Here is a 15134-nt window from a genome sequence, read left to right as displayed (position 1 = left end):
CCCGCACCCGGCCCCGCCGTGCCCTGCACCACACGCCTTTTCTTCTCATCGTCACAGAACCTTCACTTGCAACGAGGCCGTTCCTGCGCAGAATCCGGTTGTCATGAAACGAGGTGGATGGACCGCGTCACTGGTGATCCTCTGGCTGTGGGGAACCCTCGCTCCGGCATGGGCGGAGCCACGCACCGCGCACGTCGTCATCGTAAGCATGGACGGTGCAGCCCCCTGGGTGCTTCGCCACACCCATCTGCCGGTGCTCCACCAACTCTATCGCGAAGGGGCCTCCACCTGGGACGCCGAAACCATCCGACCGCCCGTCACCCTGCCCTCCCACACCTCCATGCTGACGGGCGTGGAACCGTCCCGACACCGCATCACCTGGAACGATTGGCGGCCCACCAACGGGGTGGTCCGGGTGCCAACCATTTTTGCAGCAGCCAAACGGGCCGGATTCACCACGGCCATGTTCGTCGGCAAGGAAAAATTCCAGCACCTGTTCCAACCGGGCACCCTGGATTACTTCGACTACGGGGGCCAGTGCCTCACAAACCCGCGGGTGGCCGTGAACGGCTCGGACGGCGACGACTGTTACACCAGCGCCCCGGCAGAGTCGCTGTCGGCCCGGTCCGTGGCCCGCCGCGCCGCTGCCTACCTGATGCAACACAAACCCAACCTGTGTTTCATCCATCTGGCGGATCCGGACGTGGTGGGCCACAAGTACGGATGGGGATCGCCGGAACAGCGTCGTTCCCTTGAGGAGGTGGACCGGGCCCTGCACGACATTCTGAGCGCGCTTCGCAAGGGTGGACTGCGCGGCAACACGGTACTCATCGTGACCGCCGACCACGGCGGCCGCGGCAAAGGACATTCCGAGGATGTACTCGAAAACGTTCGGATCCCGTGGATCGCATGGGGCGCCGGAGTCCGCCACGGGACGGAACTGACCCGGCCCATCAACACCTGCGACACGGCCGCCACGGCCTTGTGGCTGCTGGATATAATGCCCCCGGAACGGTTGGACGGCCGGCCGGTACGGGAGGCATTCCGTACACGCTAATCGGCGGGCAACGGCGTAACTTTTTCCCACGACCGGACGGCCCACCCCAACGGGACGCCGCGCCCCGGTGCCGGCGCCGTCCTTGTCGTGCCCGACTTTCCCCGGTCGGCACCGCAATGCCGTGGACCCAAACCACAAATCCGCAGATGCGATAAACCCCTGTTCACCTCGCCCGTTCGGCTCCGATCAGGCACAATCCTGTGCGGGGCCCGCCCCCTGCCCCCTTGGATCCCGCGAGCGTTCCAACGGGCCGGATGCCATGGCTGCCCGGCCGGGAACAGGGTCCTGTCGAACAAATGTTCGATCGACGAACCCTGCATCGCTCGTCATGCTGCCTTCGAAAACATGACCCGGGACCAAGCATGGCAGAAGCCGAGCCGGTGGCGTTTGACGGGTGGTCCCCGCCGCGGAGGGCGAAGGTCCGTGTCCGAACCGGCCGGCCCTGCGGTCACGGGTCGTCCATCCACCAACCCTTTTGTTGTCCCGGAGGTTCCCATGAAGTCGCGATCCCTCGCCTCGATTCGTCCGGTCCTGCCCCGCATCGCCCTGTGCCTGGCACTGCTGGGTGCGCTGGTGAACGTGCCGGCCCCGGCCGCCGTGTTCCAATGGTCCGGCGCGGGCGGCGATGTCTTTTGGAACAACCCGGCCAACTGGGTGCCCGTCGGTGTGCCGGCTGCGGGCGATGATGCGTGGTTTTTCGATCCGGGCGCGGCGGCCGATCCGTCCACACCCACCGCCATTCTCGGCGCCGACACCACCCTGCAATCGCTCTGGATCGGACAGACCAACGGTTATCACCGATTGGAACTCCAAAACGGTGCCACCCTCACCCTCACGGGCAGCACCACCCAAAACCTGCTCCTGGTGGGGACGGAAACCGACAACGGCAACACACAAACCGTCACCGCCACGATCACCGGTGCAGGCGCGCGCCTTGTCGTGTCCAATCTCGCAGGGTCGGTGGCCGTCCGACAATCCAGCGCCAACTCCGGTTCGGCCCTGCGGGCCTCGTTGGATCTGTCAGGCCTCCAGGAGGTCCAAATGAATGTCGGCCGACTGCTGGTGGGTTCTGAATCCCCCGTGGCGCCCCGGCCCGCGGGCACCCTGTGGCTGGGCGCCACCAACAAAATCCGCCTCACCGGGTCCGCACCTGCCCTGGCCATCGGCGGCCGCGGCGGCAACAACAACGGCGGCAACTCGAGCTATCTCTACCTCGGCGCCGTCAACGAGGTGTTTGCCGACACCATCATGGTGGGCCGGGGCAAACAGGGCGGGGACAGTTCCATCCTGTTTCAAACCAACTTGTTCCCCGCGCCTTCTGCCATCTTCCGTGCCGCTGACGGTCAGGGGCGGGTCGCCCTCTGGACGGTGGCCGATTCCGAAGGGATCAGCGGCACCGTCAATACACGCGGATCGTGCCAGTTCCTGGGTGGCCTGGTGGACGCCCTGGTGGACACGTTGTTCATCGCGCGCAGCAGCACCGGCAGTGGCAGCGGTACCCCGGCCGGGTACTTCGTGCTGGATCGCGGCGTGCTCGATGTGAACCAGCTGTACGTGGGCTATCAAAGCCAGCCGGGGGGCAACGGCGCCCGCGGTACGCTGAACCTGGTGGGACCGGGGCTGATCCGGGTCAATGATCGGCTGGAACTGGCCCACGTCAGCGGCGGCACCGGCGCCGCCCAGGTCGAGGGCACCTTGAACATCACCGGGGGCAGGGTGGAGGTCTTGGGCCGGTTCGTCTCCGGTGGCGGCCGGATCACCGTCACCGTGACCAATGGCAGCCTGACGCTGCCCGCAGGCTCGACGCTGTACGCGGACACGCTGATCCTCGACGGCGGCCAGCTCACCAATGCCACTGTGCTTTCGGTCACCAACCAATGTCTGGCCCTCAACGGCAGCCGGTTGGCCGGCGTGCAAACCTGCGACCTCGGCAACACCGGCCTGGCCTACTGGGACCTCGGCGGAGCGGTGGACGGTCTGACCCTCAGCGGCGGACTGAGCGGTGCCGGCACGCTGATCGGTCCGGTCTCCCTGCAACCGGGAGCCGTGCTCGAGCCGGGCGGTCCCGGCCAGGCAGGCTTCCTGACCCTCAGCCACCCGCTGACGCTGGACCAGGCGACCCTCAAACTCGATCTGGCCGCCAATGCCTCGGGCCTGAACGACCTGGTCCAGACCTTTGACCAACTGCGCCTGCGCGGCAAACAACGGGTGCGCCTCAACGCCCTCGAAGGCACTTTTGACACGGCCAATCCCTACACCCTCTTCACCGCCACGGCGGTCGTGCAGGAGAACGCAAGTTTTGAAGTCGTCGGCCCGCTGGCCGGCAGCCGCTACACCTTCAACTTCGACACCTCGCAGCCGGGTGCGGTCCGGTTGATCGTCGGGGGCAGCCCCCCCAGGTCCCTCACCTGGCGCGGCGATGGCGTAGCCAACCGATGGGCCGTGGGCGGAGACGCCAACTGGAACAACGGGCTGGGACCCGACCGCTTCTTCAACCTCGACGCCGTGCTGTTTGACGACACCGGCAACGCCGACGCACCCGTCGAGCTCGTGGGCGCGCTGGTTCCGGGCACATTCACGCTCCTTGGCACCAGGCCCTACCGCTTCACCGGCTCCGGTTGGTGGGAAGGCGGCCAGTTGATCATGAACGGCCCCGGCACGATCCGAATCGAAAACACCGGCTCCAACCGGTTCGACTCGCTCACGGTCGCCGGCGGTACACTGGTCTTCGCCGGTGAACAGGCCAACAGCATCGGCGGGAGCATGCTCTCCATCGCCGCCGGCAGCACCTTGGTGCTGAGCAACAGCGGACCCAACGAGCTCCCCGACACCGTGGGCCTGGAGGGCACACTCGTCTGGGCGCCCTCGGTCCCAACCCTCTTCTCCGGCGCCTTCACCGGCATGGGCAGGCTCGTCAAGGACGGCCCCGGGCCATTGACCCTGTCCGGCGACAACACCGGCCTGATGGGGACCGAACCCGTGGAGATTCGGGCCGGGATTCTTCAGGTCACCTCCCTCAACAGCCTGCCGGTGGCCGGCGCGGCCGTCCGACCCGGAGGCACCCTGGACGTCAACGGCATCAATCTCGAGGACCGGCCCATTGTGTTGGCCGGCTGGGGTGCCAACAACCAGGGCGCGCTGGTCAACAACAATGGCAACCCCAATTACGTCAGCCCCAACGTCCGGGACGTCACCCTCACCGCCGACACGGCCGTGGGCGGTACCGGCCGGCTCGACATCCGCTCGCCCGGCGGTAGTTCCGGCGACCCCGCCACGGCCCGACTCAGCACCGGCGGCCAGCCGTTCAACCTGCACAAGGTCGGTACAAACGGCGTGTACATCGTCAGCGTGACCTTCGACCCCGCCCTGGCCGACATCGAAATCCATCAGGGCATCCTGGCCTTTGAAGGCACCACCACCTCCATGGGCGACCCCAACCGCACCCTCACCGTGCACCCGGGCGCCACGCTGCAGTTCTATCGAACCACCAACGCATGGAACAAACAGTTCGTCCTCCACGGCTCCGGCACCAACATCACCGTCAACAACGCCAGTTGGACCAATCGCATCGTGGGACCGATAACCCTGCACGGCCCCTGCTGGTTCAATGCCGGTGGCAACCTGCTCATCCTGGACGGATCCATCACCGGCGACGGTGACCTGATCAAACAGGGCGGAGCCACCTTGCAACTCGGCGGCGTCAGCACCCACACCGGCGACACCATCATCAGCAACGGTATCTTCCAGCTCGAAGGCCGGCTGGAACGGACCCGACGCGTGCTCGTGGCCGGCGGTTCCCTCACCGGCCAGGGCACCATCCTCGCACCACTGGAAGTGCTCGCCGGCGGTTCGCTGGCCCCCGCGGGAGCCGATCGGGGCACTCTCACCGTCAACGGCCCCGTCACGCTCAACGGCCTGGCCCGGTTCGACGTGTTCCGTTCCGACACCGGCGCAATCGAGTGCGACCAACTCCGGGGCGCCACCGAGATCCGACTGGGCGGCACCCTGCAACTCAACCTGACAGGAACCGCCCTGCAGGAGGGTGACGTCCTGCAGCTCCTGCAGGCAGGTTCTTACTCCGGAGCCTTCGAGGCCATCGAACCGCCCACGCCGGGACCCGAGCTCGCATGGGACACCTCCCGTCTCACCGTGGACGGCACTCTGCGGGTCGCCCTGCCCGCACCGGCCCGGCCCACAATTGAGCAGGCCCACCTCGTGGGTGCGGAACTGCGACTGGCAGGTTCGGGCGGCCTGCCCGGACTGACCTACACCATCCGCGCCTCCACAAACCTCGCCCTGCCCGCAGCCCAATGGTGGCCGGTGCTCACCAACACCTTCGACCCGTCCGGCCGGTTCCAGGTGGCGTTGCCCGTGGATCCCGCTGTGTCGCCGATGTTCTATCGGATCAGCATCCCGTGACCCGCGCCGCTCGCTGCCCGGTAAGAAGGAAGCCCGGATCGCAGGGAGAGAGCCCGGGCGGGGTCTGCCGATCCGGCGCCGGCCAACCCGGCACGTCCCGGAGAAAGGCGTCGGATCCGGCGCGGCACGGGATGGGGGTCGCAGCGGGACCACTGAACGTGCAGCCTGCCAGGTGGCGGCCCCGCCCGGAGTGGGCCGAATCCCACGCGCGCCTGTGCAAGACGACCTGGCACGGGGGCCGTCGGTTGTGCGTCGTTCCGGTCGTCCGGCGGTCCGGCCCGCCTTGGAACCCGGCGCGGGCTGTCGCGCACGGCTCCGCCATCCCGCCGAACCCGTAAATTCAGTTGTGTCGGCTGCGCGGGCAGTGGTAATGTTTGTGCACGCGGTGCGGATGGCACCGCTCCGATCGGTCGGGGCGTAGCGTAGCCTGGCTAGCGCGCTTGCTTGGGGTGCAAGAGGTCGCGAGTTCAAATCTCGCCGCCCCGACCATCTTGCTTTCGCACCCGGCCAATCAGCCGGCCCGCGGAATCCGGGCAGCCTTCCGCAGACCTTGCCGCGCAGACCTTGCCGGCCCCTCAGGTCAACCAGTGCCAGAACCGGGCCACCAGGAAACACACCGCAAACCCCAATCCCAAGGGCAGCAACGCCGCCCACGCGGTCCAGCGAAGGCTCCCGGTCTCCTTGTAGATGGTGTACAGGGTGGTGCTGCAGGGGTTGTGCAGCAGGCTGAAGAGCATGAGGTTGATCCCGGTCAGGGCCGTCCATCCGCCCTGGGTCAATACCTGTTTGAGCACGTTCTGATCCTCCAGTTCGAACATCACGCCCGTGCCAGCCCCGACTTCCGGGGTCCCGCCAACCAGCACCGTCAACATCAACACGGTGGGGATCACGATCTCGTTGGCCGGGATGGCCAGCACGTAGGCCAGGAGGATGACCCCGTTCAACCCGATCCAGAGCCCCAACGGATCCAGCAGTCGGATCAGGTGGGCTGCCACGCTCTGGCCGCCCACGTGCACGTTGGCGCTCAGCCAGATCACCGCGCCCGCCGGCAGGGCAAACACCACGGCCCGCCACAACACAAACAGGGTCCGGTCCAACAGCGAGGTGTAGAGCGTCTGCCACAAACGCGGCGGCCGGTACGGCGGCAGTTCCAGGCTGAACGCCGAGGGCTCACCCTTCAGCACCGTCCGGGACAGTGCCCATGACGTCAACAGGGCCAGGACCACCCCCAAAGCCGCAACGCCCGTCACAGCAGCCGCGGCCGCCACACTCGACCACGGCGCCGGCACCAGCGCTCCCACAAACAGTGTGGCCATGAGAAACTGCGTCGGCCACCGCCCGTTGCACAGGGAAAAGTTGTTGGTCAGAATCGCCAGCAGCCGTTCCCGCGGACTGTCAATGATCCGGGTGGAGACCACGCCCGCGGCGTTGCAGCCGAACCCCATCATCAGGGTCATCGCCTGTTTGCCGTGAGCGCCGGCCCTGCGGAACAGGGCGTCCAAATTGAACGCCACCCGCGGCAAATACCCGAAATCCTCCAGCAGGGTGAACATGGGGAAAAAGATTGCCATGGGAGGCAACATCACGCTCACCACCCAGGCCGTGGCCAGATACATGCCGTCCACGGTCAGGCCGCGCAACCAGTCGGGCCATCCCAGCTGCAGCGTCAGCTCCCGCAACCATGGATGGCCGCGTTCCACCAGCCACCCGGCCAGCCAGCTCGAGGGAATGTTCGCCCCGCTGATGGTGATCCAAAACATCACCGCAAACAGCGCAAACATGATGGGGAACCCCCAGACGCGACTGGTAACAATCCGATCCAGTACGCGATCGAACGTGGGCCGGGCCGGTGCCGCCGGCGTGGAAACGGCCCGCGACACAATCCGTTCGGCCTGGGCGTAGATCGCCTCCACCATGGATTCATGCAAGTCCCCCTGAAGCCGCTGGCGATGCTCCCGCGCCACGCGCAGCAGCTCGGCCACCTCCGGGGGGAGCGACGGGGCAGAAGTCTCGTTCATGGTCGGGTCAGGTCGGGCCCGTGGCCGCCGCCGCGGCGGACACACCGGTACCGGAGGTCTGGCCGGATCGGCTCAGGGCGGCCAGTTCACCCGAACGAATGGCGTTGAGGATGCTCTCGTCCCCCGCCAACAGGCGCACGGCCACCCACCGCGCGTTCGGCAACCCCGGATAGATGCGCTGCAGACGACTGACCAGGTCCTCGATCGCCCCGCGCAACGCAGGTGGCGGTTCGGGCAGCCGAAACGGCCGGCATCGAACCCGGCCGGTGGCCACGTCTTCGATCGCCTGCAACAGCTCCGGCAGACCACGGCCGCGCCGCGCAGCCGTGCCCACCACGGGTATCCCCAGATCCCGCGCCAGTTGCCGGGTGTCCACCTGGATGCCGTGGCGTTCGGCTTCGTCCAACAGGTTCACACACAACACCGCCCGGTCGGTGATCTCCAGCACCTGCAATACCAGGTTCAGGTTCCGTTCCAATCGCGTGGCGTCGGCCACCACCACGGTCACGTCAGGTTGCCCAAACAGCAAAAAATCCCGCGCCACCTGTTCGTCGGGACTGGCGGACAACAGCGAGTAGGTCCCGGGCAGGTCCACCAGCTTGTAACGCCGCCCGTTGTATTCAAACGCGCCCTCGGCGCGGGTGACCGTTTTGCCCGGCCAGTTGCCAGTGTGCTGGCGCAGGCCGGTGAGGGCATTGAACACGGTGCTCTTGCCCGTGTTCGGGTTTCCGGCCAGGGCCACCACGAAATCGGCGCGGCCCACCTGCACGCCCAGCTTCTTGAGACGGGCCGCACGAAACACGGCGCAGCTCTCACAAGCCTCGCCGGCCACAGCCACGCTGGCCCGGGACAGGGAGGTCGGTTCGCTCATGCTGCCTCCTTTTCCAAAGGTTCCACCCGAATCCACCGGGCCTGATCCTGCCGCAACGCCACCAGCGTGCCCCGCACCCGGTACGCCCGCGGATCACCCAACGGGCTGGCCATGTCCACCGTCACCCGCGTCCCGGGTACAAACCCCAGGTCGAGCAATCGGCGCCGTTCCATGCCCCGACAGGCCGGCGACAACTCCACCACCCGGGCACTCTGACCGGGCGCCAACTGATGCAGAAAAACCTCGCCCTGCAGATCCCGCAAGCTGGTGTCGGGCAGCGGTTCCACGCCAATGCTCTGGGCCTCCACAGGGGAAAGAACATGTTCCCGATCATGACCCCACAATCGCACCGAGGTCGGCGTGCGCTCCAACACGCACACCTTCACCCCGGGACGCAACCCCTCGCGTGCAAGCCGGGCGTACAGCGGCTGCGGTTCATCCTCCACATGCGTGATCACCGCCGGAGCGTCCGGCCGCAGGCTGTTCAACGAAGCCCCCCGGTCCGCGGGCAGGGCCGCCCCGGGCTCGGGAATCGCGTCGCCATGAGGATCCACCCGGGGATGCCCGAGCTCCGCGGCCAGCGCCTCGGCCTCCTGCCGGCTGAGCAGGTGTTCCTGCCGCTCCGCCAAACGGTGCCACTGATCCTCCGTCAGCCCCGTGCGATCCGCCAGGTAACTCTCCCACAACCGGTGAGCCCGAACCACATGCGTCGCCAGCTCACGCCCCTGCGAACTCAAATGCATCCGCCCACCCTCGAAGGAAATCAGCCCGCACGACTCAAGTTCGGACAACAAACCCGCGGTCTTCTGCGGCGACATCTGCAGTGCGCCGCTCACGCTTTCCAGCGTGGCCTCGCGTCCGTTGGCCTCCGTCTTCAGGATGTGTTTCAACGCGTCTTCCCGCCGGGCACGCGCCGCCAAATGCCGGGCTTCCCGCAAACGGGCCCACAACCCCCGTCGCGGCCAGAACCACCACCCGACCAACCCGAGGGCGACCACGATCCAAATCACCCAGCTCATGGCTGCCTGCCCCGCCGGCAACCCGGCGCCCGCAACCTGCCCGGTCCACTCGAACGGCCCGGCAACCCGTTTCCGGACACCCTTCGCCAGCTTCGGTTCAGTTTTGCCCGTCCCGATGGAAAGTCAAGGAACCCGGACCCCGGATGACAGCCGGACACCGGCCCCCGGCACACAACCCGACCCCCGGATGCATCCCCCTCAGACCGGTCGTGCAATCAGGTCGTAATCCGTCCAACCCACCACCTCCACCGTGGCAAACCGGCCCACGGGCAGTTCCCCCCGAACAAACACCCGGCCGTCCACTTCCGGCGCATCCGCCTCCGACCGCGCCACCGACCACAAACCACGCCCCAACCGGGCCGAACCGCCATTGTCTTCCCGCACCAGACCGTGCTCCCAGGACCGGATCTCGGCCGGTACCGCCCTCCCGCCCCTCAACTGCCCCTCGACCAGCACGCGAAGCCGCCGGCCCACCATCCCCGCATTGCGTTCGCGAGAAATCCGCCGCTGCAACTCCATCGCACGGTCCCGCCGCCGCTGCTTCACCTCCGCCGGCACCTGCTGCGCCATCCGCGCCGCACGCGTCCCCTCCTCCCGCGAGTAAAGAAACACTCCGGCCCGGTCGAACCGCACCCGCTCCATGAACTCCAACAACGCCTCGAAACAGGCCTCCGTCTCCCCCGGAAACCCCACAATGAACGTCGTGCGCAGGGTCACGCCGGGAATCCCCGACCGGATCCTTTGCAGCAGCTCTTCAATGTAAGCCCGGCTCGTCTCGCGCCGCATCCGCTCCAGCATCAGGTCGTGAATATGCTGCAACGGCATGTCCACGTACCGGACCACCTTGCGACATTGGGCAAACGTGCGGATCAGCTCCTCCGTCCAATGCGCCGGATGCGTGTACAGCACGCGGACCCAGAAATCCCCCGGCAACCCGTCCAACACCTCCAACAACCGCGCCAGCGTGGGCGCCTCCGGCGGTAGATCGCGCATCGCCTCGCGAAACTTCGCCGGTGAGGCAACCGACCCCGCACGACGCGGCCGCAGGTCCAGGCCATAGTAGGTGGAATCCTGCGAAATCAGATTGAACTCACGCACCCCCTGGTCCAGCAGCGCACGCACCTCCCGCACAATGTCCTCCAGGGGCCGGCTGCGGTGACTGCCGCGCATCTGCGGGATGATGCAAAACGAACAGGGATGATTGCAGCCCTCGGCAATCTTCACGTACGCATAATGGGCCGGCGTGAGCCGGAACCGCGGTGTGTCGTAATCCGGAATGTAACGCGGCCGGGCCCGCACCACCACCGGTGCCGTCAAGTCCTCCGCAACCCGCCGGCCGTTCACCGACCCCGCCGCGGTGTCCGGCGCGGTTTCCTGCAGGCGCAGCAGATCCTGTCGCCGTTCCGCACGGGACCGCCCCTCTCGCACCCTCTCCAACCCCAGCCGCGCCGCCCGATGCGCCAGCGCCTCCCGCACGATCTCGCTCACGCGCGGCACCTCGTCCACTCCCATGAACGCGTCCACCTCCGGCAGCAAATCCCGCAATTGCGCCCGAAACCGCTGCGGCAAACACCCGGACACAATCAGCGCCTGCCCCCGCGCATGCGCCTCCCGAAACGCCGCCGACTCCAAAATCGTGTCCACGCTCTCCTCCTGCGCCGCGTCAATGAACGAGCAGGTGTTGATGATCAGGGCGTCCGCCCGGGCCGGGTCGTTGGTGATCTCAAACCCGTCCCGCAACAACGTGCCCAGCATCACCTCGGCGTCCACCAGGTTTTTGGCGCACCCCAGCGACACCAAACCCACGCGCCGGGGCGACTCGGCTTGATTCTTCGGCTGCATTTTGGACCGCCGAATGTAGGTCGGTCACCGCCCCTTGGCAACCGCTCGACGCCGCCCGAACACGGTGTCCGCCCCGGTCCTTCGGACGGTAAAAACCGCCAAAACGACACGCAGACCGAGACGGTTCACCCCGATCCCATCCCGGGCCGGCCCTGCGCAAGCGCCGGTCTCCCCCGTCCCAACCGGAACCCTTCAGCCGCGCCGGCTCAACACCTCGCGCTCATAAGCCCGCACCTCCTCCAGCCACGCCGCCCCCACCGGCACGCCCGACCGCAAACAGTGGTAGTCCCACACCGCACCAAACGGCAGGTTCTTCGCCTCCTCCATCCAAGCCAGCCGCCCCGTGTAATCGCCCGCCCGCTCCAGCTCCTGATACCGCGGCCACGGCTCCAACAACGCAAACAACAACGCCCGCAACAAACTCCGCGCCCCAATCACCCACGCCGCCACCCGGTTGATGCTCGCATCAAAAAAGTCCAACCCCAGGTGCGTCCGGTCCAGATACCGGCCCCGCACCAGTTCCTGCGCAATCGCCAACAAATCGTCGTTCACGATCACCACATGGTCACTGTCCCACCGCACCCCGCGGCTCACATGCAACAGAATCCCCGGCACGTAACACAGCACGGACGAAATCTTGTCGGCCAGGCTCTCGGTCGGATGATAATGCCCCGCATCCAAACACAACAGTTTCCGCCGCGTCACTGCGTATCCCAGGTAAAACTCGTGCATCCCCACCGTGTAACTCTCGGCCCCAATCCCGAACAACTTGCCCTCCACGGCATCCAGGTTGTATCGGGCCGGAATCGGCTTGCGAAACACCTCGTCCAGCGATTCGAGGAGCCGCTCGCGCGGGCCGCGCCGGTCGGCCGGCGTGTCCTTCATCCCGTCCGGAATCCACACGTTCGTCACCGTCGGCGTCCCCAGCGCACGACCCATCGCCGCCCCAATCTCCCGACACCGCTGACAGTGCTCGATCCAATACCTCCGCACCGACCGGTCCGGATGCGACAACGTAAACCCATCCGCCGCCAGCCGATGCCCGAAACAGGTCGGATTGAAATCCAGCCCAATCCCCAGCCGCCGCGCCCAATCAATCCAACCCCGAAAATGCTCCACGCCGATCTCGTTCCGCTCAACCTTCCGCCCGCCGAACTCCCCGTAGATCGCATGCAGATTAAACCGATGCCGACCCGGAATCAGGGCAAACGCCTTCTCCGCGTCCTGACGAAGTTCATCCGGCGTCCGTGCCCGGCCCGGATAGGCCCCCGTCACAGCCAAACCGCCCCCGGGCGCATCCGCACCCCCCTCAAACCCGCGCACATCATCCCCCTGCCAACAATGCAGGGACACCCGCAAACCCGACAGCGTCGCCAGCGCCGCCTCGGTATCCACGCCCACCTCCGCATACCGCTCCCGTGCCCACCGGTAAGCCTGCTCGATCTGCCTGCTCGATTTCATGTCGTCCACCTGTAATCACCGCGCAGTGCCGCACCATCCGCAACATCCCGCAAAGCCAACCCGCCCGCACGGCCGGCCGGCCCGCCCGGAAGGCGCCCTGCGCCCGCCCCTCAGCCTGAAATGCTCCCCGCACCACTTTCCAGCCCAAAATCAGTCCACAAAAACGGCACCCCAAAACCACCCCAACAGCCCCCCAACAGACCCGCCCCGCCGTTCCCGGACGCCATCCCACCTCGCTCCAGCCCACAGCCCGTCGGAAAAGGCAGGCGGCTCACATCTGCGACCCAAGGGGCCTCGATCCCTCCTCTGCCGGACCTCAATGGCAACGGCCGGTTCGAGCACATCGGAAGCGCCCGGCAGCCGGGTATAAACACGCGCAGTCACCCCCGCCCCCAACACCCCCACACCGTGCCAAATTGCTCACCCCCATTCGGTTACCCCCGCCAGCACCAACCCCGCCCGACTTTTGGTTTGTCAACCCACGCCGGGAGGCTTACTGTGCGGCGTGAAGCTGGAAGGTTCGCCTATGTCCAAACCTGCCATGCCGGAGGATACCAAAGAACTGGACGGGGACGACCTGCTACGGAACTCGACCCTGTATCGCGAGTTCCAAGCCGAGCGGGAGGAGATCCTCAAACACAAGTGGATCGAGTCCGAAAAAGCAGGTTACGACATCGGCTTTGAGCGGGCGTTGACCGACTGGATTTTGAAGCACCGCTCCAAATGGCGGGCGTATCGCCAGGCGCTGGCCCGCCAACAACAAGCCGCCAACAGCGCCTCCACCGCCGGTCCCGCCCCTCAGCCCTCCTCTCCCCAAGAACCCAAGTCCTCCACCTGATCGCCCCGGAATCCCATGTTCGGTCGCCTCAGGCATTCGCGTTCCCAGATTCCCTGGAGGCCCGGCACCCGGTCACCCGGGCCGGTTCTCGTACCCGGTGACCCGGTTCCGCACGAACCGCCCATGCATCCCGCCCCAGCATGAGCCAGCGCATCCTGATCCTTTCAGGTCCCGCCGTGGGGCGCATCCTGGCCCGCATGGCCCACGAAATCGCCGAGGCCAACGAAGATTCCAGCCAGGTCGCACTCGTTGGCATTCAGCGCGGCGGCGTCCGGCTGGCGCACCGGTTGGCTGCCCACCTGGCCAACATCTGGGGACACCCCGTCCCCGTGGGCGCACTCGACGTCTCACTCCACCGCGATGACCTCGACCAAAGAATCGCCCCGGAAATCCAACCCACCATCATACCGTTCGACGTAACCGACCGCACCGTCGTGCTGGTGGACGACGTCCTGTTCAGTGGCCGCACCATCCGCGCCGCCATGGACGCCCTCAACGATTTCGGCCGCCCGCGCCGCATCCAACTGGCCACCCTCATCGACCGCGGCCACCGCGAACTGCCCATCAAAGCCGATTTTGTCGGCAAAGAAGTGCCCACCACACCCACCGAACGCATCGAAGTCATCCTGAGTGAGTCCGGCACCGAGGACGCCGTCTACCTGGAACGGCCATGAACTGGACCCGACGCCACCTCCTCGACATCGAATCCCTGACGGCCGCGGAAATCGTGACCGTCCTGGACACCGCACGCGCCTTCAAGGCCATCGGCCAGCGCGCCATCAAAACCGTCCCCGCCCTCCGCGGGAAAACCGTCGTCAACCTCTTCGTCGAACCCTCCACCCGCACCCGCACCAGCTTCGAACTGGCCGAACAACGCCTCTCCGCCGACATCATCAACTTCACCGCCGAAGCCTCCTCACTCCGCAAGGGCGAAACCCTCAAGGACACCGCACGCAACCTCGAAGCCCTCAACGTGGATTTCATCGTCATCCGCCATTCCGCCGCAGGTGCCCCCCACTTCCTGGCCCGCGTCCTCCAGGCCCACGTCATCAATGCCGGCGACGGCGCACACGAACACCCCACCCAGGCCCTCCTCGACCTCTTCACCATCCGCGAACGCAAAGGCCGCATCGAAGGCCTCAACGTCACCATCATCGGCGACATCCTCTACAGCCGCGTGGCCCGGTCCGACATCTGGGGCTTCACCAAACTCGGCGCGCGCGTCACCCTCTGCGGTCCCCCCACCCTCGTGCCCCGCGAATTCGAACAGCTCGGATGCCGCATCACCTACGACCTGGAAGAAGCCATTCGCGACGCCGACGTCATCAACCTCCTGCGCATCCAGCACGAACGCCAGCGCCGGAGCATGTTCCCCAGCCTCACCGAATACACGCAGTTCTTCGGCATCAACCCGGCCCGCATGACCGTCACAAAACCCGACGCCCTCATCATGCACCCCGGCCCCATCAACCGGGGCGTCGAAATCGACAGCGAAACCGCCGACGGCGAACGCTCCGTCATCCTCGAACAGGTCAACAACGGCATGGCCGTTCGCATGGCCGTGCTCTTCCTCCTCAACGGCGGCCGCGGCCCCCAGGAACTCCTCGCC

8 protein-coding genes, 1 tRNA gene and 1 pseudogene are annotated in these 15134 nt (G+C 66.6%); 6 read left to right on the top strand and 4 right to left on the bottom strand.

The window, feature by feature from the left end:
• Window positions 1–103 precede the first annotated feature (103 nt).
• The 3 genes from G4L39_RS08080 (at window position 104) to G4L39_RS08070 (ending at window position 5965) form a co-directional block, all read left to right on the top strand.
• Window positions 104–1057 carry an alkaline phosphatase family protein gene (locus G4L39_RS08080; protein ID WP_165107329.1) on the top strand — a complete coding sequence of 318 codons (954 nt, stop codon included), beginning with the start codon at window positions 104–106 and terminating at the stop codon, window positions 1055–1057.
• Window positions 1058–1552: 495 nt separating this feature from the next.
• Window positions 1553–5476 (top strand): autotransporter-associated beta strand repeat-containing protein, encoded by a 3924-nt coding sequence (locus tag G4L39_RS08075; RefSeq protein WP_165107328.1) that lies wholly within the window; start codon window positions 1553–1555, stop codon window positions 5474–5476.
• A gap of 411 nt (window positions 5477–5887) precedes the next feature.
• Window positions 5888–5965 (top strand) — tRNA-Pro (locus G4L39_RS08070).
• 86 nt (window positions 5966–6051) lie between these two features.
• Here G4L39_RS08070 and feoB read toward each other — a convergent pair.
• The 4 genes and pseudogenes from feoB to G4L39_RS08045 all read right to left on the bottom strand — a co-directional run bounded on the left by feoB (window position 6052) and on the right by G4L39_RS08045 (window position 12687).
• Window positions 6052–8365, bottom strand: a pseudogene (gene feoB / locus G4L39_RS15790) (ferrous iron transporter B).
• Complete coding sequence (locus G4L39_RS08055; RefSeq protein WP_165107323.1) at window positions 8362–9384, bottom strand: metal-dependent transcriptional regulator; 1023 nt, start codon at window positions 9382–9384, stop codon at window positions 8362–8364. The pseudogene feoB and the gene G4L39_RS08055 overlap by 4 nt, the downstream one beginning before the upstream one ends.
• Before the next feature lie 198 nt (window positions 9385–9582).
• A complete protein-coding gene (gene rimO / locus G4L39_RS08050) occupies window positions 9583–11226 on the bottom strand; it encodes a 30S ribosomal protein S12 methylthiotransferase RimO (protein ID WP_165107322.1) in 1644 nt (547 codons plus the stop codon).
• Between the two features lie 192 nt (window positions 11227–11418).
• Entirely contained in the window at window positions 11419–12687 is a 1269-nt protein-coding gene (locus tag G4L39_RS08045; protein WP_165107321.1) for an L-rhamnose isomerase, read from the bottom strand.
• Window positions 12688–13228: 541 nt separating this feature from the next.
• Here G4L39_RS08045 and G4L39_RS08040 point away from each other — a divergent pair.
• The 3 genes from G4L39_RS08040 to G4L39_RS08030 form a co-directional block, all read left to right on the top strand.
• On the top strand, window positions 13229–13525 hold the full coding sequence (locus G4L39_RS08040) for a hypothetical protein (protein WP_165107680.1): 297 nt from the start codon (window positions 13229–13231) through the stop codon (window positions 13523–13525).
• Window positions 13526–13665: 140 nt separating this feature from the next.
• Complete coding sequence (pyrR, locus tag G4L39_RS08035) at window positions 13666–14199, top strand: bifunctional pyr operon transcriptional regulator/uracil phosphoribosyltransferase PyrR (RefSeq protein ID WP_165107319.1); 534 nt, start codon at window positions 13666–13668, stop codon at window positions 14197–14199.
• On the top strand, window positions 14196–15134 hold a 939-nt coding region (locus G4L39_RS08030), incomplete at its 3' end, for an aspartate carbamoyltransferase catalytic subunit (RefSeq protein WP_165107318.1). The genes pyrR and G4L39_RS08030, both read left to right, overlap by 4 nt.

It is taken from the genome of Limisphaera ngatamarikiensis (genome assembly GCF_011044775.1).
GTDB classification, from domain to species: domain Bacteria; phylum Verrucomicrobiota; class Verrucomicrobiia; order Limisphaerales; family Limisphaeraceae; genus Limisphaera; species Limisphaera ngatamarikiensis.
The sequence above is the reverse complement of the archived record's forward strand: the minus strand, read 5'-3'. Positions and strand labels throughout refer to the sequence as shown.

Bases quoted from the DNA above. Each gene is read 5' to 3' on its own strand.
- G4L39_RS08080 (WP_165107329.1), top strand. From the start codon at position 104: ATGAAACGAGGTGGATGGACCGCGTCACTGGTGATCCTCTGGCTGTGG.
- G4L39_RS08075 (WP_165107328.1), top strand. From the start codon at position 1,553: ATGAAGTCGCGATCCCTCGCCTCGATTCGTCCGGTCCTGCCCCGCATC.
- G4L39_RS08055 (WP_165107323.1), bottom strand. From the start codon at position 9,384: ATGAGCTGGGTGATTTGGATCGTGGTCGCCCTCGGGTTGGTCGGGTGG.
- rimO (WP_165107322.1), bottom strand. From the start codon at position 11,226: ATGCAGCCGAAGAATCAAGCCGAGTCGCCCCGGCGCGTGGGTTTGGTG.
- G4L39_RS08045 (WP_165107321.1), bottom strand. From the start codon at position 12,687: ATGAAATCGAGCAGGCAGATCGAGCAGGCTTACCGGTGGGCACGGGAG.
- G4L39_RS08040 (WP_165107680.1), top strand. From the start codon at position 13,229: ATGCCGGAGGATACCAAAGAACTGGACGGGGACGACCTGCTACGGAAC.
- pyrR (WP_165107319.1), top strand. From the start codon at position 13,666: ATGAGCCAGCGCATCCTGATCCTTTCAGGTCCCGCCGTGGGGCGCATC.